At 63.5% G+C, this 20,221-nt stretch carries 24 protein-coding genes; 15 read left to right on the top strand and 9 right to left on the bottom strand.

Annotated elements, in window-relative coordinates; genetic code table 11:
- Positions 1-101 precede the first annotated feature (101 nt).
- The 6 genes from CDO87_RS10445 (at position 102) to CDO87_RS10420 (ending at position 4,274) form a co-directional block, all read left to right on the top strand.
- A complete protein-coding gene (locus tag CDO87_RS10445) occupies positions 102-371 on the top strand; it encodes a rod-binding protein (RefSeq protein ID WP_100930920.1) in 270 nt (89 codons plus the stop codon).
- Positions 364-711, top strand: a complete 348-nt coding sequence (locus CDO87_RS10440) for a hypothetical protein (protein ID WP_100928721.1) — start codon at positions 364-366, stop codon at positions 709-711. The genes CDO87_RS10445 and CDO87_RS10440 overlap by 8 nt, the downstream gene beginning before the upstream one ends.
- Before the next feature lie 197 nt (positions 712-908).
- A complete protein-coding gene (locus CDO87_RS10435) occupies positions 909-2,210 on the top strand; it encodes a flagellin (RefSeq protein ID WP_100928720.1) in 1,302 nt (433 codons plus the stop codon).
- 77 nt (positions 2,211-2,287) lie between these two features.
- On the top strand, positions 2,288-2,665 hold the full coding sequence (flaF, locus tag CDO87_RS10430) for a flagellar biosynthesis regulator FlaF (RefSeq protein WP_100928719.1): 378 nt from the start codon (positions 2,288-2,290) through the stop codon (positions 2,663-2,665).
- Positions 2,662-3,066: a flagellar biosynthesis repressor FlbT gene (flbT, locus tag CDO87_RS10425; RefSeq protein ID WP_100928718.1), complete on the top strand. Its 405-nt coding sequence runs from the start codon at positions 2,662-2,664 to the stop codon at positions 3,064-3,066. The genes flaF and flbT overlap by 4 nt, the downstream gene beginning before the upstream one ends.
- Before the next feature lie 32 nt (positions 3,067-3,098).
- On the top strand, positions 3,099-4,274 hold the full coding sequence (locus CDO87_RS10420) for a DUF1217 domain-containing protein (RefSeq protein ID WP_254698415.1): 1,176 nt from the start codon (positions 3,099-3,101) through the stop codon (positions 4,272-4,274).
- 13 nt (positions 4,275-4,287) lie between these two features.
- Here CDO87_RS10420 and CDO87_RS10415 read toward each other — a convergent pair whose 3' ends face one another.
- Complete coding sequence (locus tag CDO87_RS10415) at positions 4,288-5,661, bottom strand: FliI/YscN family ATPase (protein WP_100928717.1); 1,374 nt, start codon at positions 5,659-5,661, stop codon at positions 4,288-4,290.
- 85 nt (positions 5,662-5,746) lie between these two features.
- On the opposite strand from CDO87_RS10415, the gene CDO87_RS10410 reads away from it, so the two are divergent.
- From CDO87_RS10410 to CDO87_RS10370, 9 genes are read left to right on the top strand one after another with little or no spacing between them, the layout of a single operon-like run.
- The gene (locus tag CDO87_RS10410; protein ID WP_100928716.1) at positions 5,747-6,124 is read left to right on the top strand and encodes a FlgB family protein; all 378 of its coding nucleotides are present in this window, start codon (positions 5,747-5,749) and stop codon (positions 6,122-6,124) included.
- A 12-nt stretch (positions 6,125-6,136) separates the two neighbouring features.
- Positions 6,137-6,526 carry a flagellar basal body rod protein FlgC gene (gene flgC / locus CDO87_RS10405; RefSeq protein ID WP_100928715.1) on the top strand — a complete coding sequence of 130 codons (390 nt, stop codon included), beginning with the start codon at positions 6,137-6,139 and terminating at the stop codon, positions 6,524-6,526.
- A gap of 40 nt (positions 6,527-6,566) precedes the next feature.
- Positions 6,567-6,860: a flagellar hook-basal body complex protein FliE gene (fliE, locus tag CDO87_RS10400; protein WP_100928714.1), complete on the top strand. Its 294-nt coding sequence runs from the start codon at positions 6,567-6,569 to the stop codon at positions 6,858-6,860.
- A gap of 3 nt (positions 6,861-6,863) precedes the next feature.
- A complete protein-coding gene (locus tag CDO87_RS10395; RefSeq protein ID WP_100928713.1) occupies positions 6,864-7,133 on the top strand; it encodes a flagellar biosynthetic protein FliQ in 270 nt (89 codons plus the stop codon).
- Between the two features lies 1 nt (position 7,134).
- Positions 7,135-7,848: a flagellar hook-basal body complex protein gene (locus CDO87_RS10390; protein WP_100928712.1), complete on the top strand. Its 714-nt coding sequence runs from the start codon at positions 7,135-7,137 to the stop codon at positions 7,846-7,848.
- 10 nt (positions 7,849-7,858) lie between these two features.
- Positions 7,859-8,644: a flagellar basal-body rod protein FlgG gene (gene flgG, locus CDO87_RS10385; RefSeq protein ID WP_005858541.1), complete on the top strand. Its 786-nt coding sequence runs from the start codon at positions 7,859-7,861 to the stop codon at positions 8,642-8,644.
- A complete protein-coding gene (gene flgA, locus CDO87_RS10380; RefSeq protein WP_100928711.1) occupies positions 8,644-9,060 on the top strand; it encodes a flagellar basal body P-ring formation chaperone FlgA in 417 nt (138 codons plus the stop codon). Before flgG ends, flgA begins: the two co-directional genes overlap by 1 nt.
- A gap of 8 nt (positions 9,061-9,068) precedes the next feature.
- Complete coding sequence (gene flgH / locus CDO87_RS10375; RefSeq protein WP_100928710.1) at positions 9,069-9,797, top strand: flagellar basal body L-ring protein FlgH; 729 nt, start codon at positions 9,069-9,071, stop codon at positions 9,795-9,797.
- A 9-nt stretch (positions 9,798-9,806) separates the two neighbouring features.
- Complete coding sequence (locus tag CDO87_RS10370; protein ID WP_100928709.1) at positions 9,807-10,319, top strand: flagellar basal body-associated FliL family protein; 513 nt, start codon at positions 9,807-9,809, stop codon at positions 10,317-10,319.
- Between the two features lie 3 nt (positions 10,320-10,322).
- On the opposite strand, the gene CDO87_RS10365 is transcribed toward CDO87_RS10370, so the two are convergent.
- The 8 genes from CDO87_RS10365 to CDO87_RS10330 all read right to left on the bottom strand — a co-directional run bounded on the left by CDO87_RS10365 (position 10,323) and on the right by CDO87_RS10330 (position 20,219).
- Positions 10,323-10,763, bottom strand: a complete 441-nt coding sequence (locus CDO87_RS10365; RefSeq protein WP_100928708.1) for a hypothetical protein — start codon at positions 10,761-10,763, stop codon at positions 10,323-10,325.
- On the bottom strand, positions 10,760-11,851 hold the full coding sequence (locus CDO87_RS10360) for a flagellar biosynthesis protein FlhB (protein ID WP_100928707.1): 1,092 nt from the start codon (positions 11,849-11,851) through the stop codon (positions 10,760-10,762). The genes CDO87_RS10365 and CDO87_RS10360 overlap by 4 nt, the downstream gene beginning before the upstream one ends.
- A gap of 3 nt (positions 11,852-11,854) precedes the next feature.
- Positions 11,855-12,625 (bottom strand): flagellar biosynthetic protein FliR, encoded by a 771-nt coding sequence (locus CDO87_RS10355; protein ID WP_254698408.1) that lies wholly within the window; start codon positions 12,623-12,625, stop codon positions 11,855-11,857.
- A complete protein-coding gene (gene flhA, locus CDO87_RS10350) occupies positions 12,622-14,703 on the bottom strand; it encodes a flagellar biosynthesis protein FlhA (RefSeq protein ID WP_100928706.1) in 2,082 nt (693 codons plus the stop codon). Before flhA ends, CDO87_RS10355 begins: the two co-directional genes overlap by 4 nt.
- Positions 14,704-14,886: 183 nt before the next feature.
- On the bottom strand, positions 14,887-17,178 hold the full coding sequence (locus CDO87_RS10345; RefSeq protein ID WP_100928705.1) for a hypothetical protein: 2,292 nt from the start codon (positions 17,176-17,178) through the stop codon (positions 14,887-14,889).
- Positions 17,175-18,044, bottom strand: a complete 870-nt coding sequence (gene motA / locus CDO87_RS10340) for a flagellar motor stator protein MotA (protein WP_100928704.1) — start codon at positions 18,042-18,044, stop codon at positions 17,175-17,177. The genes CDO87_RS10345 and motA overlap by 4 nt, the downstream gene beginning before the upstream one ends.
- A 70-nt stretch (positions 18,045-18,114) precedes the next feature.
- Positions 18,115-19,221, bottom strand: coding sequence for a flagellar basal body P-ring protein FlgI (locus CDO87_RS10335; RefSeq protein ID WP_100928703.1), 1,107 nt, complete (start codon positions 19,219-19,221; stop codon positions 18,115-18,117).
- Positions 19,221-20,219, bottom strand: a complete 999-nt coding sequence (locus CDO87_RS10330; RefSeq protein WP_100928702.1) for a flagellin — start codon at positions 20,217-20,219, stop codon at positions 19,221-19,223. The genes CDO87_RS10335 and CDO87_RS10330 overlap by 1 nt, the downstream gene beginning before the upstream one ends.
- Positions 20,220-20,221 lie beyond the last annotated feature (2 nt).

The raw sequence follows: 20,221 nt of genomic DNA, 5'->3' as shown, positions 1-20,221 counted from the left end.
GGAGTTCTTCCGCACCTGGAACGTAAGGCCAACATCCTTACCAGTTCTTTACTGAACTCGCGGCAAAAGGTTCCAACTGAGTCGAATTGGAGAGAATGACCATGGAGCTGACACCGGATCTGCCTCTTGCTGCCCGAAGCAATGAGCGAAAATTGCGGGACGCGGCGCTCGAGTTGGAAGCGAACTTCCTCGCTGAAATGTTGAAGGCGGCTGGCGTGGGCGAAACCCCGGAAGCGTTCGGTGGCGGCGCCGGGGAGGACCAGTTCTCGTCCATGCTGCGTCTCGAACAGGCGCGCCAGATGGCAGCAAACGGAGGCGTAGGACTCACGGAAATGATCTTCGAGGCACTGAAGGAGAGAGCCCATGGATGAGCGCACATTGACCCAACGACTGGAAGACTTGATCGACGCCGAGCGGGCTGCGCTCATCAGCGGCGATTTCGACCGGATTTCGGAACTGTTGGACGAGAAGGAACGCCTCGTCGGATCCCTGCACGATCTGCCGCTCGACCGAGACGTGCTGACACCGCTCAGCGACGGACTGCGGCGGAATCAGGAACTTTTTGACGCCGCCTTGGCAGGTATCCGTAACGTTGCAGCGCGTCTGGGCGACCTCAACCGCGTCAGGAAATCCGTCGAAACCTATGATTCCGCCGGTAAGAAGCACAGCCTGTCCGCCCCGGAGGTGCAGCGCCTCGAAAGGCGCGCGTGAGTTTCGTCAAATTATCGAGATAGCAGGTGGAGGTCGTAGCGCTCCCTTAGGACTCAACGGCGAAGTTGGCAGCGCACCTGAAAAGGGTGGCGCAGGCCGAGGAAGGTTCGGGCTGTACGCGTCAGAAAGACGTCAGAGATGCCGTTCGCGGCAAAAGCAACCGGCGCAAAGCGCCTTTTGAACAGCAAGGACAAAACATGTCTAGCATCCTGACGAACAATGGCGCGATGGTCGCGCTGCAGACCCTGAAGACGATCAATTCCAGACTGTCCCAGACCCAGGAACAGATCTCTACGGGCAAGCGTGTATCCAGCGCAAAGGACAACTCGGCGGTCTGGGCGATTTCCAAGGTGATGGAAGCCGACGTCAAAGGCTTCAAGGGCATCTCGGACAGCCTGAACCTTGGCCAATCGACCGTCTCCGTTGCGCGCCAAGCGGCCGAAACCGTCTCCGAACTGCTCACCGACATCAAGGGAAAGATCGTCGCTGCGCAGGAAGAGAACGTCGACCGCGACAAGATCCAGGACGATATCAGTGCGTTGCGCGACCAGATCGCAGCGGTCGTCGGTGCAGCCCAGTTCAACGGTCTCAACCTGCTGTCGAACACCAGTCTCACGGCCGGGTCAGGTATCATCAACATCCTTTCGTCGCTCGATCGTTCCGGTGACGGTGTGACCGCGTCCGACATTTCCGTACGCAAGCAGGATCTCGGCACAGGGTCGTCCAGCATCGGCGCGTCCCTGACCGCCCTGACTGGTGCCAACAACGACGCGACAGGGGATGGTGACGGCGCGGCCTTCGTGATGACCGGCAACAACACCACGGCGCCGGCAGGCACGACGACCTTCGGAACGGCCTCGACCGACACGGTGGTAGCAGGCACCGGTTTCTCCATCGCGATCACCGGCACGGCGGGCAACGGCCTGGCCGCAACGACAGATCGCAACGACATTTCCTACGTCGCCCGCGATGGCGACACGATGGCGGAAGTCGTTGCCGGTCTTGCCGCGGCGTTCAACAGCTATGCAGCGGCCGACCTTGGCACCGACATCGGAACCGTCGGGGCTGTTGTCCAGAACGGCAACGAGATCGTGTTCACTGGTCACCAAGTGACCGGCGACAACTTCTCGTACACGCTCAACCAGTACAACACCGATGCCTCCACGGTCATCGGCGGCAAGCTCGAAGCGCTGGGTGATATCGACGTCACGACACAGACCGGCGCAGACACAGCCCTGGCGGACATCGAGGGGTTGATCCAGATCGCAATCGACTCGGCCTCTGCCTTCGGTTCTGCGCAGGGCCGTATCGAAACGCAGACGGACTTCATCTCCGGTCTGACCGATGCGCTCAAGTCCGGTATCGGCACACTGATCGACGCGGACATGGAAGAAGCCTCGGCGCGTCTGCAGGCGCTTCAGGTCCAGCAACAGCTGGGCGTACAGGCGCTGTCGATCGCGAACCAGGCGCCGCAGTCGCTGCTGTCGCTGTTCCAGTAAGATCACGTTTTGGAGGCTGGAGAAATCCAGCCTCCGATATTCGAAAATCATGATCCTCTAGATCAGAAGGTTCTCCTGTGAACGTCCAGACCCAAGCGCTACGTGCCTACGCTCAAAATGCCCGGACAACCCAGACTCCGCGCGGCACCGAATATGAGCTGATCGCACGCGTCACACACCGTATCAAAGCGGCAGCAGAAGCTGGTCCAATGGCATATCCGAAACTTGTCGAAGCGCTCTCCGACAATCAAAGGTTGTGGACTACGCTTGCCATCGATGTTGCCGACGACGGCAACGCCCTGCCGCAGGATCTTCGTGCCAGGATCTTTTATCTTGCCGAATTCGTCCAGCAGCAAACGTCCAAGGTCCTGACGCGAAAGGGCCGGATAACGCCGCTGCTGGAAATCAATGCCGCCATCCTCAAGGGGTTGAGCGGCCGGAGGACAAGCAGATGAGCGGACTGGTGCTAAAGCTGGGTCCCAGGGAACGAGTCCTGATCAACGGTGCCGTGATCGAAAACGGTGACAAGCGAAGCAGGTTGTCCATCGTCACACCGAACGCCAACGTTCTGCGCCTCAGGGATGCGATCCATCCGGATGAAGCGCGGACACCGGTGCGGCGACTGTGCTACACGGCGCAGCTGATCCTGACCGGCGATGCGCACCCGGAAGACGCGCGTTCGCAGCTTCTGCCAAGGATCGAGGAGTTGAGCCATATTCTGGTCGATCCGGACAGCCGGAGGCTGCTGACACAGGCGACGGATGCACTGCTGGGCGACCAGTTCTACCAATGCCTCAAGGCGTTGAGAGCCTTGATCCCGCGCGAAGACCGGCTTTTGGCAACAGGTGCGAAGTAATGCCTATCACGCCCATGATCCCGGGGTCGGGTTTGATCGGATGGCAGGTTCTTCAGACCACGATGTCCAAGCAGAGGACGGCGTTCAACGCCAGTGCGGACCTCGCCCGGGATACCGACTACTTCAAGGAGAAGATTGGCACCATCGAGTCGGGCAACGATCTCGTCAAGGACCGGCGGCTCTTGAGTGTCGCGCTGGCCGCCTTCGGACTGAGTGACCAGGTCGACAGCACGTACCTCATCAAGCGTGTCCTGAACGAGGGCGCGGAAGATGACGGCGCCTTGGCCAACAAGCTGAAGGATGGCCGCTACATCGCCCTCGCCCGCGCGTTCAGCTTCGAGGAAACCACCAGTTTTCCTTTCCAGGAAGGCGGGTTCGCGGACGACATTCTGGCCTCTTACGACGAGCGCATTCGGGGCGATCTCGCCGACCTGCTGGAACAGCCGGAATACGCGACCAATCCCCTTGCCGCCGCGACGCTTGAATCCACAGTGCTGGACGGACTCGAGACGACCAAAAACTATTTCAGGGAATCCATCGGATCGGTGACCAGTGTGGACGACCTGATGAAGGACAACGATCTTTTGAAGGTCGCGCTCACCGCATTCGGTGTAGAGGATCGCACCAACAGCAGGGCCCTTCTGAAGCGTGTTTTCGAAGAGGGTGCAAGCGATCCCGGAGACCTGGCAAACGTCCTTGGGGACAGGGGTCTGATCGCGATGACCAAGGCGTTCGGCTTCGACGCCGAGCCGACGACAGCAATCAGGACCAACGGGTTTGCGGACAAGATCATCGACAACTATCAGTGGCAGATGTTCGAGGATGCTGTGAACGAGGTGAACCCGACCATCGGCATCGCTCTCAGTTTCCAGCGTGGGGCACCGGCGCTGGCGGGCCTCGACAGCTCCGAAAACACAAAGTGGTTCAACGTCTTGGGTGATTCCACCATGCGGGAGGTGTTCCAGACCGCCTTGGGCCTTCCCGGCAGTTTCAGCCAGATCGACATCGACAAGCAGGTTGAGATGCTGAAGGAAAAGGCCGCCAGCCGCTTCGGGATAACGCAATTCAAGGATCTCGAAGACGAGACCATCCGCAACAAGGTGATCTACAGCTACCTGCTTCAATCGGATGTGGCGTCCAATACGGGCTTCGGATCGCAGCAGATTGCGCTGACGCTATTGTCTTCGATCCAGAACCAGCGCACGTGATGCCACCCCGCCGCTAACGGGCTTGCAGACCCGGGCGGCCTCGTTGCGGTGCAGGTCGCCGCGGCTTGGCGGACTGGGACCGGCGCAGGATCAACTCCAGCCGTTGAAAGGCACGTTCCGGTCCTGCTGGCGATGGCTCCGACAGGAAATCGTCGAGGTCCGACCACGCCCGGACCGCATGATCGAGGATCGGATCCTCCCCCTCGCGATACAGCCCGGCACGGATCATGGTTTCCGACCGGGCGTATGATCCCAGAAGTTGCCGGACATCCTGGATCAGCACGTTTTCAAGTTCGTTCGCCGCTTCGGGCAGACTTCGCGAGACGGAGCGCAAAAGGTCAATGGCGGGGAAGCGGCCACGTTCGGCGATCTGGCGATCCAGCACAACATGCCCATCGAGAACGCCCCGCAGGATATCGGCGATCGGCTCTTCCATGTCCGATCCGGCGACAAGCACGCTGAGGACGGCGGTGATGTCCCCCGAACCCTCGACACCGCATCCAGCCCTTTCGGCCAGTCGCATGATCTGGTGTGCGACCGACGGGGGGTGGCCCCGCAGCGCCGGCAATTCGCCGGAGGCTATGGCCACCTCGCGATGCGCCTCGGCGAAGCGCGTGATCGAATCGGCCATGTAGAGCACGTGCTTGCCCTGATCGCGAAAATGCTCAGCAATCGTCATGGCGGCCAGCGGGCAACGGCGCCGTTCCAACGGCGAACGGTCGGACGTCGCGGCGACGACGATACTGCGCTTCATCCCTTCCGGGCCGAGCACCTTGGTGACGAAATCGAGAACCTCACGGCCTCGTTCACCGACAAGCGCAAGGACGACCACGTCCGCCTGCATGCCCTGAGCGAGCTGCGCGAGAAGGCGTGACTTCCCGACGCCCGATCCCGCAAAAAGACCCATCCTCTGGCCCTGCGCGATGGGCAAGAGCGTGTCGAAGACCGACAGGCCGGTGGACAGGCGCGGGCCAAGGCGGCGACGCGCGGCGGCGGGCGGCGGGCTTGCCCGGAAGGGTCGTCGCTTTTGCCCGGGACCCAGCGGCGCGCCGTCTAGGGGGCGACCGTAGGCGTCCACGACCCGCCCGATCCAGCTGTTGCAGGGCGCAAGGGTCGGCGGCCCCAGCACCGCCACCCGGTCGCCCTTGGACACGCCTTCGGCGACCTCGTCCGGCAGCATGGCGACAAGGTCGTTCCGGATGCGCAGGACCTCTCCGCCAAGTGTTTGGGCACCGTGATACAGGCGCAGCCGGTCGCCGATGCTCGCCACTTCTGACAGGCCGCTGACCCAGATCGTCGTGCCGTCGACCGCCTGGACCCTGCCCACGTCGCGCACGGGTTGCATCTGCGCGATCCTGGCGCGCAGGCCGCTGATCTCTTCATCCATCGTACGCTCCGTTCAGGGTCCGCAAACCGTTTCTAAAGGAATCAGGGTTAAGCCTTGATTGAAACAAATCGAGGGAGAATCCCCGATGTTCCAAAATCTGGACGTCTTCAGAACGGCGATGGCGATGGCACGGCATGCGGGCGTGCAGCAGGCGTACTCCGCCCAGAATATGGCAAATGCGGATACGCCCGGTTACCGCGGCAAGGCCGTCGCGGAATTCAATGCGAGTGTGCGCCAGGGCTTCTCGGGTCAGCGCGCCACACGCGACCGGCACCTGAACGGCAGTACCTCGCGTGAACCGGATATCACCGAACGCGACTCGCCCGCCGATCCGAATGGCAACACCGTCTCCGTCGAAGAGGAGATGATGTTCGCCGTGAACGCCAAGCGTCAGCACGACCGGGCCCTCGCGATCTATCGCAGCAACCTGAACATCCTGCGGTCCAGCCTTGGACGCAGATAACGGGAGTCTTTCATGAGCGCTTTTTCAGATGCCCTGTCCGTCACCTCCGGCGGTCTGATGTCACAGGCCGCACGGCTGCGCGTCGTGTCGGAGAACATCGCGAACGTCGACACGCCCGGCTACCACCGGAAGCTGCTGAGCTTCGACGTGACGAAGGACGACTCCTCGCTGTCGCGGGTGGAGCCCGGAGACGTGGACCTGTCGCGCGTTCCCCTCGACGAGGTCTACGATCCCTCGCATCCGCTCGCCGACGAGACCGGCAGGTACCTCGGATCGAACGTCGACCTGATGATCGAGCTGGCCGACGCGCGCGAAGCCCAGCGGTCCTACGAGGCCAACCTCAAGATGTTCGACCAGACCCGCCAGATGTCGAGTGCACTTCTCGACCTGCTGCGCCGCTAAACCCCCAGTGACGCTAAACCCCCAGTGAAAGGTGACCAGAATGGACGTCCGTTCGCTCTATGCAGCACAGAAATACGCCGCTTCGCGCCCCGCGATGGAGCCCGATCCCGCAGAGCCCAGCAAAATGGAGGCCGACTTTGCCCGCGTGACGGAGGACTTCGTCCGGCAGCTCAGATCGGCAGAGGAAGCCTCTCAGGAAGCGATGACAGGCGATGCCGACCCGCACGCCCTGGTCGAGGCGCTCGCCCAGTCGGAGCTTGCCGTCGAAACCGTGGTGGCCGTCCGCGACAAGGTGGTCGAGGCCTACCAGGAAATCCTTCGGATGCCGGTCTGAGCCGTGCTGAACGAAACCGTCTTCTTCGACACCCTGCGCATGGGCCTGTGGGTCGCTGCCGTCACCTCGGTGCCGATCCTCGCCGCCGCGCTGGTTGCCGGTGTCGGAATCGGGCTTCTGCAGGCACTGACCTCCATCCAGGAAATGACACTGACCTTCGTGCCCAAGCTGCTCGCCATCGTGGCGGTGTTCTGGATGTCCATGAGCTTCATGACGAACACGCTCGTGGGGTTCTTCCAGGAACGCATCTTACCGATCATCGCAGGAGGGTGACATGGAAACCGCCGGTTACATCGCGCTGAGCCGCCAATCGAGCCTGCTACGTGAAATGCAGGTCATCGCCAACAACATCGCAAACGCGAACACCACGGGCTTCCGGCAGGAGGGGATGATCTTCTCCGAGTACCTGTCGGAAGGCGACCGGCTGGATTCGGTGTCGATGGCGGCGGGGCGGATCCACAAGACGTCCTTCGCGCAGGGGGAGCTGGAACCCACGGGCAGCGCCTACGATCTGGCCATCGAGGGGGAGGGGTTTTTCCTCGTCGGGACGCCCAACGGCGAACGCCTGACCCGGGCCGGGGCCTTTTCGCCCAGCGCCGAAGGTCTGCTGGTCACACCGGACGGAAACCCCGTTCTGGACGGCGGCGGCGCGCCGATCTTCGTACCGCCCGACGCCACCGATCTTGCCATCGCGCAGGACGGCACGCTCAGCACGGGCGGCCGGCCCATTGGCCAGATCGGCGTGGTCCGCCCCGTCGACGAACTGGCCATGGTCCGCGAAGGATCGCAACTGTTCGAAGCCACCGCCGGGTTCGAGCCGGTGGACGACCCGCGCGTCATGCAGGGGTTCACCGAGGCCTCGAACGTGGACACGGTCCTGCAACTGGCCCGCATGGTCGAGGTGCAACGCGCCTACGAGCTGGGCCAGAGCTTTTCCGAACGCGAAGACGAACGCATCAGAGATGCCATCAAGGCATTCATGAAATAGGAGCAGTAGAATGCGCGCCCTCAAGATCGCCGCAACGGGCATGAGTGCCCAGCAGATGCGGGTCGAAGTCATCTCCAACAACCTCTCGAACATGAGCACAACCGGCTACAACGCCCGCCGGGCGGAGTTCGCCGACCTGCACTACCAGCAGATGGCCCGGGCCGGGACGGTCAATGCCTCCAACGGGACGGTTCTGCCGACAGGCATCCAGCTTGGCCTGGGCGTGCGGCCCGCCGCGGTTTCGGTGCAATTGTCCCAAGGCGCGCTGTCCGCTACCGGGGGCGACCTGGACGTCGCCATCGAGGGCAACGGTTATCTCGAGGTCACGCTGCCCTCCGGTCAGGCCGCCTATACCCGCGACGGCGGGCTGAAACGCACGGGCGAGGGCCTGATCGTCACCTCGGACGGGCACCCCGTCGCGCCGGAAATCACGATCCCTGACGACGCGCGCCGCATTTCCATCAATGCCGACGGGGAAGTCTATGCCTATTTCGCCGGACAGGCGCAGGCACAGCTTCTGGGTCAGTTCACTCTGGCCGGTTTTGCGAACGCGAAGGGACTGGAAGCCATCGGCTCCAACCTCTTCGTCGAAACCGAGGCATCTGGCCCGGCGATCCAGTCCACACCCGGCCAGGACGGGCTTGGCACGCTGCGGCAGGGCTACCTCGAAGACAGCTCGGTCGACGCCGTCAAGGAGATCACCGACCTGATCGAGGCACAACGCGGGTACGAACTGAACTCCAAGGTGATTTCGGCGGCAGACCAGATGCTTGGCGCGACGGCGCAGGTGCGCTGATGCGCCTCGCGCTTGCCCTCCTGTGCACACTGGCCGGCGGCGCGCAGGCGGAAACGGTCGTCGCCACCCAGACGATACGCCCGCAACAGATCATCTCACCGGACGCCGTCCGGATAGATCAGGTCACGATTTCAGGTGCTTACGTCTCGCTCGACGATGTGATCGGCCAGGAATCCCGGTACGCGATCTATCCCGGCAGGCCACTGATGATCGGCTCGGTCGGAGAGCCCGCGCTGGTGGACCGAAATCAGGTCGTCGAACTGATCTATTCACGCGGCGGCCTGCGGATCATCGCGGAGGGCCGCGCGCTGGATCGCGGCGCCGAGGGCGAGCGCATCCGCGTCATGAACAGCGACTCCCGGACGGTGCTGTTCGGAACAATCTCACCGGACGGATCGGTCCTGGTGACAAAGTGAGGATCTCCATGCTGCGCATCACGTTTCTGATTGCACTGGTCGCGACCACCGCGGCCTGCGCACGGATGAACCATATCGGCAAGGCGCCCGATTTCACGCCCCAGACGGAAAGCACCGAACGGGTCGCAATGATCGCCTCGGGCATTCCCGAAGTCAGCCCTGCGGGGCGCGCCAGCGACGGAGCCTCGCTCTGGAGCGCGGGTCAGGCCTCCCTTCTGGGGGACCGGCGCGCCATGAAGCGCGGCGACATCCTGACCGTCGTTATCCTGATCGACGACAGTGCGGAGATCCAGAACAGCACCTCCCGGTCGCGAAACGGGTCTGAATCGCTTGCCATCCCGGATCTCTTCGGCGTGCCGGAGCGGATCAACCAGGGGATCACGGACGGCGCCAGCCTCGACAGCGCGGTCGATCTGAACAGCAGCGCCTCTTCGGGCGGGGACGGATCGGTGCGCCGCAGCGAGAGCCTGACCCTGCGCATCGCCGCAACCGTCGTGGACGTGCTGCCGAACGGCATCCTTTCGATCGAGGGCAGCCAGGAAGTCCGCGTCAATTTCGAGCTGCGGGAACTGCTGGTCTCCGGCTACGTCCGGCCCGAGGACATCTCGCGCCAGAACGAGATCACCTACGACAAGATCGCATCCGCGCGGATTTCCTACGGCGGCCGGGGTCAGATCACCGATGTCCAGCAGCCGCGGATCGGCCAACAGGTGCTCGACGCCGTCCTGCCGTTCTGAGGGGCCAGCATGATCAAGAAACTCCTTCCCATCATCCTCGCCCTGATCGGGACCGGCGCAGGCATCGGCGCGGGCATCATGCTGAAGCCCGCCCCGCCGCCGGAGGCAGAGGTCGCGGCAGTGGACTGCGTCGCCCCCGCCGGGGACGTCGCTCACACCACGGTGGAGGCTGCCTCGCCAGAAGAAGCCGCACCTATCACGAACGAATACGTGAAACTGACCAACCAGTTCATCGTGCCCGTCATGGGCGACGAGCGGGTGCAGGCACTGGTGGTGGCCTCGCTCAGCGTCGAGGTCACGCAAGGCATGACCGAGACGGTCTACGCCCGTGAACCGAAACTGAGAGACGTCTTCCTGCAGATCATGTTCGATCACGCCAACATCGGCGGTTTCAACGGGTCCTTCACGGCCGGTCAGCGCATGGACATCCTGCGCAGCGCCTTGCTCGACGGTGCGCGGTCCGTTCTCGGGTCCGAGGCGCGCGACGTGTTGATCACGGAAATCGCCCGCCAAGACGTCTGAGAGCTAGGCCTCGTCCCCGTCTTCCGCACGCCGCATGGCGATCCGCAGTTGACCCAGCGCCTCCATGGCGTCGGCTTCGCGTGTGCGGGACTTGCGGAGTGCTTCCATCTTCGCTTCGCGCCGGATCGTCTCTGCCGCCTCGGTGCGCGAGAACGCCAGGCGCGCGCGGTCGAGCGTCATCAGCTCCTGCGCCCGCGCGCGCGCCGCCTGCCGCAGCATGTCCTGCCGCTTGCGCGCAAGCCAGCCCTGCCACAACGTGTCGGCGCCCAGGATCTGGCGGGCCGTGATGGCGCCCGGATCGGACTGCGCCGCCTTCCGCATGGCGTCGAGCTGGGCCAGCTCGCCATCGATACGCCGGCTTTGTTCAAGGTTGCGGCGATGCGCGTCCAGTTCCTGCTCCAGCAGAAGGCGCGTCGCTTCGGCCAGTTCGTCGTACCTGCTCATTTGCCGTAACTCCGTCTCGCCTTGGCGCGCATGCTTTCCGCGAACCGGATGGCTGCGGCGACCGGGCGGTAGTGTTCGGTCGCGATCTCATCGCCGATCCGGGTGGTAGCAAAAAGCGCGCGCGCGGTAGGCGGATCGGAATGGATCGGCACACCGGCGTCGGCGGCGACCTCCCTGATCCGGGCGGCGACGTGATCCGTGCCCTTGGCGACGCAGACCGGGGCCGAACCGGGCATCCTGCTCCACTTAAGCGCAACCGCGTAGTGCGTCGGGTTCACGATCACCACGTCGGCGCCGGGCACATCCGGCAGCATCTGGTTCAGCGCCATTTCCTGGGCACGCATCCTGCGATGCTGCTTGATGTAGGGATCGCCCTCCGAATCCTTCATTTCGTCCCGCAGTTCCTTCTGGGACATGCGGTTCTTGCGCATGTGCTCCATCCGTTGCCAGAAGGCGTCGATGCCGCCGATGACGATGGCGATCAGGACCACGACCAGCAGGAAGCGAAGCATCAGGTCCGTCATCAGCAACACGGCCTCGGCCGGGGTTCCGAAAACGGTGCCGACGATGCTGTCGAGCTGGTGCTGAAGGAAGACCGCAAGCAGGATGGAGTAGATCGTCAGCTTCACGAAGCTCTTGAAGAACTCGAACAACCCGCGGCGGCCGAACTTGTTCTTGGCACCTTCGATCGGATTGATGCGGGACACTTTCGGCTGGAGTTTCGACCCCGCAAAGGCGAAGCCCCTTGTCGCAAACAGCGTCAAGAGCACGAAGACCCCGGGCACGAGAAGAAGCGGAAGGACCGGCGACATGGCCGCCGCCATGATCGACCCCGCGAGAGGCGTGGCGTTTCCGCCAAAGAACGCCTCGGCAATGCGGTCAGGCTGCTCAAGCAGCGGCAGCATGACTTCGGCGAATTGCGTCAGGATGTATCCGCCCGCCGCGACGCCGCAAAGCAGCAGACCGAGGTAGGCCATGGCGGTCAGAAGGTCGGCCGACCGGGGGATTTCGCCTTTCTTGCGGGCCTGGTCCAGCTTGCGCTGGGATGGTTCGTGGCTCTTCTCGGCGGCTTCGTCCTGATCGGCCATGCGTCACCTTGCGAAGGGCGCGACGAGGAAACCCTCGACCGCCGTCAGCCAGACCGACAGCATGAACGGCGCCGCCACGAGAAGGGTCGCGATGGCGCCGAAGGTGATCACCGGCGCGCCGACAAAGGCCACCATGAGCTGCGGCATCGCCTTGTTGATGGCGCCGAGCGTCAGGTTGTAGATCACCGACAGGATCACAAAGGGCGCGGCGAGGCTGAACGCGAGGCCAAAGCTTTGAGACACCCGCGCCCGCCCGGCCTCGGCGATGGCGGACGGGTTCGGGAAATCCATGAAGGGCAGGATCTCGTAGGACAGGACGATGAAGGCGGCAACGTTGACGTGAAACCCCGTGGCCATCAGCAGGGCTAGCGCCGCCATCGTCAGGATGTGCCCGATGGCCGGAAGCGGGTCCATGCCGGACTGCCCGAGAAGCTGGGACAGCGACGTGGACTGCGCCGCGATGGCGCCCGCTGTCTGGATGGCGAAAATGAACGTGCGCAGCATGATGCCGAGGAACAGGCCGGATATCGTCTCTGTCGCGAGGGCCCGCAGGAAGGTCCCCAGCGATGGCCCCGGCAAGGCGATTAAGGGTGCCACGGCGGGCGTCACGACAACGGTCAGAAGCAGCGCAAGCACCAGCCGGACCCGAACCGAGATCACCTGCTCGCCAAAGGCAGGCAGGATGGCCAGGATGGCCGCGATCCGCAGGAAGACGGCAAGGGACATCCACGCCGTATCGCCCAGGAGTTCCTGCAGGATCGCGAGGCTGGTCACGCCGCCACCACGCCGACCAGCGAAGGCCGTGCCTCTAGGCCGATCTCCTCGAAAGACAGCACCGGATTGGTCAGACCCTTGGCGACCATGACCGTCCTGAGGAACCGCCGCCGTCGGGCGGAAGTCACGACGGCGGGGAAGATCCCCTTCCCGCCCGCGTCGCCGATGGTCAGCGCAAGACCCTTTGTCAGGCTCTCGAACTGATCGGGCGGCAGCGCGACATCAAGCGCGCCATGCGCGCTTTCGACCTGGTAGGACTGGAACGTCTCTTCCCACTCCGGCGCGAGTTGCACGAGGGGGATCGTGCCATCGTCGCGGCGCATCCCGGCGACCAGCTGGAACCCGAGCCGCTGGCGCACGTGTTCGCAGATCGCCTCCGGCTGGCTTTGCTGACCGCGCATTTCCGCGATGGTTTCAAGGATCAACGGCAGGTTCCGGACCGACACCTGCTCATCCAGAAGCAGTCGGAGAACCTGCAACAGCGTGTCGATCTGCACCTTGTCCGGGATCAGTTCGTCCAGCAGCTTGCGGTTTGCCTCCGCCCGGACGGGATTGGACAGCGTGACCATTTCATCCAGCAGGCGGCGCAGTGCCTTCAGGGACAACAGTCGGCCAAAGTTGCGGCGGATCACCTCCAACAGGTGGGTGGCCAGCACCTCTGTGGGCGTGACGATGGTGGCGCCGGTCATCGCGGCCCTGTCCTGATCGCCGGGCCTGATCCAACGGGCAGGCGCCCCGTAGACCGGTTCGGTCACATCGTGTCCGGAGGGCAGGCTGTCACCCGCATCAGGAAGCAGCGCCAGAACCATGTCGGGGTTGAGTTCGCCCCGTGCCATTTCCACCCCGTGAATGCGGACGACATAGGTCCCCGTCGGCAGGGAGGGCGCGTCCGTCAGCCGGATTTCCGGAAGGATCAGGCCGAAGTTGGACGCGATATGCGTGCGCATGTTGGAGATCCGGATGTCCAGGCCGGTGCCCGGATCCAGCACCATGTTGACGAGGTCCGGCGCGAACTCCACATGGATGTCGTCGAGGTCGAGCACGTCGCCCATCCGCTGGCGCGCCGGCTCCTCCTCCTGCTCCTTGTCCTCTTCCGTTTTCGGTTTCTCCGGCGGGCGCTTTGCGATGTGCCACGCCGCCCAGCCAAGGACAGCACCACCCAGAATGAACGGAACAAACGGCAGGCCCGGCACGAGCGCAAACAGAACCATCAGGATCGCGACCGTCGCCAGAGCCGCCGGATGACGGCCAAGCTGGGTGATCATCGCCATGTCGGTCGAGCCGGTCGCACCGCCGCGCGCCAAGAGAAGACCGGCGGCGATGGAAATGATGACCGCCGGGATCTGGGACACGAGTCCGTCGCCCACCGTCAGGATCGCATAGGTTTCCATGGCGTCGCCCAGCGGCATGTCATGCACCGCGACGCCCATGATCATCCCCATGACGAGGTTGAGCAAAGTGATCAGAAGCCCCGCGACGGCATCGCCCTTCACGAACTTCGAGGCGCCGTCGAGCGACCCGAAAAACGTCGTCTCGAGCTGTTCAGTTTCGCGGCGCGCCTTTGCCTCTGCGTGGTCGATGGCACCCGCGGACATGTCTGCGTCGATGGCCAGCTGCTTGCCCGGCATCCCGTCGAGAGCGAAGCGGGCCGAAACCTCGGCCATCCGGGCCGAGCCCTTGGTGATGACCGCGAAATTCACGATCATCAAGACGCCGAACACGACAAGCCCGAGGAAGACGCTGCCGCCCATCACGAAATTGGCGAAACCCTGGATGACCTCACCCGCCGCGTGTGTACCGGTGTGCCCTTCGCCGATGATCAGCTTCGTCGAACTCACATTCAGCGACAGCCTGAGCATCAGCGAGGTCAGCAGGATCGTCGGGAAGGCCGAGAAATCGAGCGGCCTTTCGATGAACAGCGTGACGGTGAATATCAGGATCGCGAGGCCGAAGGACACGGCAAGGCCGATGTCCAGGACCCATGACGGCATGGGCAGGATCATCATCACGATGATCGCCATGAGCGCGAGCGCCAGAAGCACCGTCGGCTTGAACAGCTGGGATGCGTCGAGTTTCATGCGAAGTGACCGCAGATTTCAGGACATGTCCGCGGCTTGGTGATCTCCAAGTCTGACCCGGCCCACTTCGATCTGTCGGTCGCCTGTTTGAGGACGCTCTGCGATACCATCTTGCTCCGCCCCGTTTCGCGAAAATTCTCCTGAATTTTGCTAGGCCAAAATGGTTTAGAATCGGTGTTCAGATCAGCTGTCAGGAGCCACCCGCGTGGTTTCGAGCAGGCTGCGGATCGTGTTCCGGGAACTCTCGCTCTCGGCAAAGATGTCCTCGGCGGCCCGCAGCGTGACATCAGTGTCGCCCATGGTCGTGCCTGCCTGCTGAAGCATCCTTGCGGCTTCGCTCATCACGCTGTCCGAGCCGTTGGCCATCTCCTCCCAATTACCGGAGAGCCAAGCAGAGGTCGCAGCCGCGTCTTCGGCACCGACCTCACGAAAGATCCTCTCGGCAAAGACATGGTCACCCATCTGTCGACGCGCCTCCGCGCGCATACGTTCGACGTCTTCGCCCCTCAGCCCGATCAGCTGGATTTCCGCTTCCTCGGGTTCGCCAAGATCCATCAGGGCCGCCGCCCGGATCACGCGGATCGCCCTGTTGTCACCCTGCCCGGCGACCAGATCCAGCTGCTCCAGCGCCACATCGGCCATTCCAAGGCCGACAAGACGCTGGGCAATGCTGAGGATCGTTGCGTTGGTGACGCCGCGCTCTCCGCCGTGGGGATGGTCCGTGGACAGGGCGTGTTTCAGGAAGGTCAGATCCTCAGCCCGGTTCACAAGCTGGTGGAAAGCCAGTTCCCGTGTCTCTGCCTGAATGTCGTCCGGAATTCCCTTTGCGTCGTCCATCGCCATGAACGCCTGGTCGAAGGCACCGTTCTGCAGAAGGGATCGGATATGCGCCTGCCAAAGCACCGCGCCCTGATCCGTGTTCCGGTATTCGTTGGCATAGGCGTCCGCGAGTTCGACGATCCTTTCTGGCAACCGTTCATTCTGTGCCTCGGCCAATGAAATGCGCGCCTTGATGGCCTCCGGCGTCTGTGATGTTCCGTTTTCCGACAATGGTTTCAGGCGCGTTTCCGCATCGGCCAGATTGCCGTCCTTCAGGTCCATGTTGGCCCGGCCAAGCGCGACGCGGTCGGATTCGGAGCCAAAAGCACGCTCCATCCGGACATAGACTTCGCGGGCGGCGTCTGTGAACCCGGCGCCGGTCAGGCGTTCCGCGAGCAGCGGACCGAGATGTTCCTTCAGATGCTTGGGTAGCGCTTCGAAAGACTGGAGGATCAGGTCGGTCTCGAGATGCGCGCTGCTTGAAAGGTTAGGTGTGGACAGGACGGCCCAGAGCGCGGCGGCACCGGCACAGCTCTCCTGTCCGGCGAAGAACCTGCCGGGATCGGGGCGCCCATCCACCAGGAAACTGAGGGCGGTCATCAGGGCGTCCGGTTTTCCTTCGCTCATTTCGAGGATGACCTTCGCCTCGGCGCCGAAACCGTAGTGCAACAGGCTGCGGGCGTAGGATTTCAGGGCGGATTGGTCGATGCGGTCGAACTCTCCGAACAAAGCGCTGCGGCGCTTCGACATCACGACCACGGCCTCCGACTCCGGTTCCGACCAATGGGCGATGTCGAGTTTGCTGTCGGGGACACAGGTGTCCGCGCCGATGGACACACGTCCCGCCCTGAGCGTTTCGTGCGTCGCGTTGGTCAACCCCGCGACCAGTTGTCTTGCGAGGTCAGCGGAGTCCGCCGACAAGGGGGCTGCACCCGGAGGTACAGGGTCCGCGCCGCGGTTCGGTTCGGACTGCGATTGCACGGTCTGGATGGAGGGGCTGAGCAGACCGCGCGTGGCCGCCACAGCAAGGTCGGATGCGATCTGTTCGCCAAGGTCGGGGGCGCTGTTGGACGGCTCGCTGTCTTCGGTTTCTGCCTGCTGTGTTTGCCGGCTCACGGTATTGTCCGGGTTGCGCATTTTCGGCAGCAGCGGATCGGCTTGCCGGCCCGGACCGATGCCTGCCGTTTGCCCAACGCGCACCCTGCTCAGATCCGCAACGAGAGGGCTGACTGCCGCGGCCGGGGAAGGCCGAGGCGATTGCGTCTCAACCTGCCGGGGTTCGGCCTCGGACAAGGCGGGGCCCTCAACCTCTGACAGATCGAGCACCAACAGGTTCGAATCGACGAGGAAACTATCCGCTTCGCACCTGCAGGCCAGTTTGACCTCCAACGACCCGTTGCCGACCGCCGTCAGATCGGCGATGCGGCTACGGTCAATGCGTTGAAATGCCTCCGAAAGATCGAAGGTAACAGACGGATCGCTGATCCCGACGGTGACTGTACCGGCGCCGGTATTGACGTCCCAGTCTGCACCGTCCGGCAGTTGCAGGACCAGCCTCGTGAAGTCGCCATGCTCCCCGGTGCGCACGACCAGCGGTTGCGCCTGGGCAACCGCCGCCGTCGCGAGCAGGAAGACGACCGTCAGCCATCGGGTCATGCCGCCTCCTGCTTGACCGATTTCAGGGCTTCTTCGAGATCTTCGAATGTGGGGCGGAAATGCCCCGGTGTGTTCTGCCTTCCGACTTCGATGCAGATGTTGGTTGCGTGGTTGTGAAGGTTGGCGACAAGGACCTCCCGGATGAGGTGATAGAAATGCATGTCCTCTTCGGCGACCGCCTTGACCTTGCCCGCGAAGGGACCGACCAGCCCGTAGGCCAGGAACACACCAAGGAAGGTCCCAACCAGCGCGCCACCGATCAGCTTGCCCAGAACTTCGGGCGGCTGGTCGATGGAGGCCATGGTTTTGATCACGCCGAGCACCGCCGCGACGATCCCCAGCGCCGGAAGCGCGTCGGCCATCGACTGGAGCGCATGGCTCGAGTGCATCGCGTGATGCTCCATCCCCTCCAGACGCTTGTCGAGAACCTCCTCCACTTGGTGGGGGTCGTCGTAGTTCATCGAGACGGAGCGCATGGTGTCGCAGATCAGCTCGATCGCGTACTTGTCGCCCAGGATCTTCGGATACTTGCCGAAAATCGAGGATTCCGACGGGCTTTCAATGTGTTCCTCGATCGCGACCGGGTTCTGACGGGCAAGGCGGATCAGTTCGAACAGAAGGCACAGAAGATCCCGGTAATCCTCGTGCTTCCACTTCGCGCCCTTGAAGACCTTGCCGATGTCCTTGAGGGCGTGTTTGACCGTGCCCCCGTCGTTGCCGATCAGGAAGGCCCCGGCAGCCGCGCCGCCGATCATCATGAATTCGAAGGGGAGCGCCTTGAGGATGATGCCCATCTTGCCGCCGGCGGCGAGGTATCCCCCGAACACCATGGCAAAAAGAACGACGATCCCGATGATTCCGAGCATGCTGAAAGCTCCAACTGCATTTCCCGGGCCAGACTGGCACCGAGCCGTTAAGAAAGCCTCTGCCGGGCTGTCACATCACCACAAAATCCGCGTGAAGCGCGCCGGCCGCCTTGATGCTCTTGAGGATGTCGATCATGTCGCGCGGGCTGACACCCAGCGCGTTCAGGCCTGCGATCACCTCGGAAAGGCTGGTCCCGGTCGGGACCTCGGCCAGACCGATCCCCGGCTCTTCCTCGATGGAGGCGCCGGTGCGCGGCACCACCACGGTTTCCCCGTCGGCGAAGGGGTTCGGCTGGATGGCAAGCGGGGCCTCCTCGATCCTCAGGGTCAGGTTGCCCTGCGAGACGGCGACCCGTGAAATCCGGACATCAGCCCCCATGACGATGGTGCCCGAGCGTTGATCCACCACGACACGCGCCCGGCGCTGCGGTTCGACGGCGAGGTTCTCGATGGCGACGACCGCGCGGGCCGGAGAAGATGCGCCAGTGTTCTGCAGATTCACCTGTATCGTGCCCGCATCCATCATGACGGCGGCGCGTCGCCCGAGAGAGCGGTTGATGACGTCCTCGATCCGGGCCGCGGTCGTGAAATCCGGCTCTCTCAGGGCAAGGCGCAGCGACGACAGGTTGGCGAAATCGAAGGGCACTTCACGCTCCACCCGTGCGCCGGAGGGAATGACACCGGAGGTCGGCACCCCCTGGACGACGCGGGCGGCATCGCCTTCTGCCTCCGCCCCTCCAGCAATGACGGTGCCCTGGGCCACGGCATAGATCTGTCCATCTGCGGCGTTGAGCGGCGTCATGATCAGGGTGCCGCCCAGCAGGCTCTTGGCGTCACCGATGGCCGAGACGGTCACATCGACCTGCCCGCCGGTGCGCGCGAACGGCGGAAGGCGGCCGGTCACCAGAACGGCGGCCACGTTGCGCGGCCGGAACTGTTCGCCGGTCACGTTCACACCAAGCCGTTCCAGGATGTTGGTCATGATCTCTTCGGTGAAGGGCGAGTTCCTCAGCCCGTCGCCCGTGCCGTTGAGGCCGACCACGAGGCCATAACCGACGAGGTCGTTGGACCGGACGCCGTCCACCTCGACAAGATCCTTGATGCGGACGGATTGAGCGGCTGCGGGCAAGGCCATAGCAGCCACGATCATGAAGAGGGAAGCCAGACGTCTCAGCATCACAGGAACTCCGCCAGGGACAGTCGCTGCGAGCGGACCGTCATGGCATAAAGGCTCTCCAACTGCGCGCGGATGCTTTCGTAGCGGGAGGCCGTTTCATACTGATCCGCCCCGACCAGATCGAGACGCGCCATGCTGGTGGCCGTCCGTTCGGCAGCGTTGCGGGTGTTGGTTTCCTCCACCCGCGCTTCGAGCGCGCCCAGCCCCGCCCGCAGTTCGACGATGTCCTGCTGCGCACCCAGAAGGTTGCGCCCGGAGGCTGCCAGCATCTCTACCTGCAGGTCCTGCGAGAATCCGAGGGACGAGTCCGTCGCCAGCGTAGCCATGACCAGCGGCTTCAGCACCTCCCTGAAGACCGGGTCGGTGGCGCGGATGTCGACGTTTGCGGTTTCCGTTTCGCTGAGCCGCAGGGGGGAAATCCCGGTATTCGACCCCTCGTAAGTCACCGTCTCATACGTGCCGCCCGCCCCGAAAAAGGTGTCGAGCGCGGTCTCCACGTCCGTCATCGAGGTGGCGCCGGCAAGGCTGGCGCGGACGTCGGTCAGCAGGTCCTCGATCCCCTGAACGGCGCGGCGGTCGGTCGCCGTCCCGGAAAAGAGGAACCGCCCCGCAACGCTGCGGTTGAGCCCGTTCAGGATCTGTCCCAGCGCATTTTCCGCATCCTCGGACATTGTCTTCAACAGCGGTCCGTTCGGCGTCAGCTCAGCCGAGATGAGCGTCTGCGACACCATTTCCGACCGTGTCTGGATCTCGTCGAGGGTGGTCTGCATCGAGCTGGTCAGAAACGTCGCCTCCGTGGTGTTGATCCGGTAGGCCTCCAGCCGTGAAAGCGACCGGTCGATGGCCTGCAACCCGGTCAGGTCGCCGTTCAGGTGCTGCCCGGGATCCTTCACGAATCCCGTGGAAACCTCCACCGCCAGCTTGTCCATTTCCTCGCGCAGCCTGACCTGGTTCGTTCGCAGAACCAGCGCGCGCGCCATGTCGCCGATGACTTCCATGG

Origin of the sequence: Sagittula sp. P11 (assembly GCF_002814095.1) — a bacterium.
In the GTDB taxonomy this organism is placed as follows: domain Bacteria; phylum Pseudomonadota; class Alphaproteobacteria; order Rhodobacterales; family Rhodobacteraceae; genus Sagittula.
This window is presented reverse-complemented; position numbering and strand designations above follow the sequence as displayed.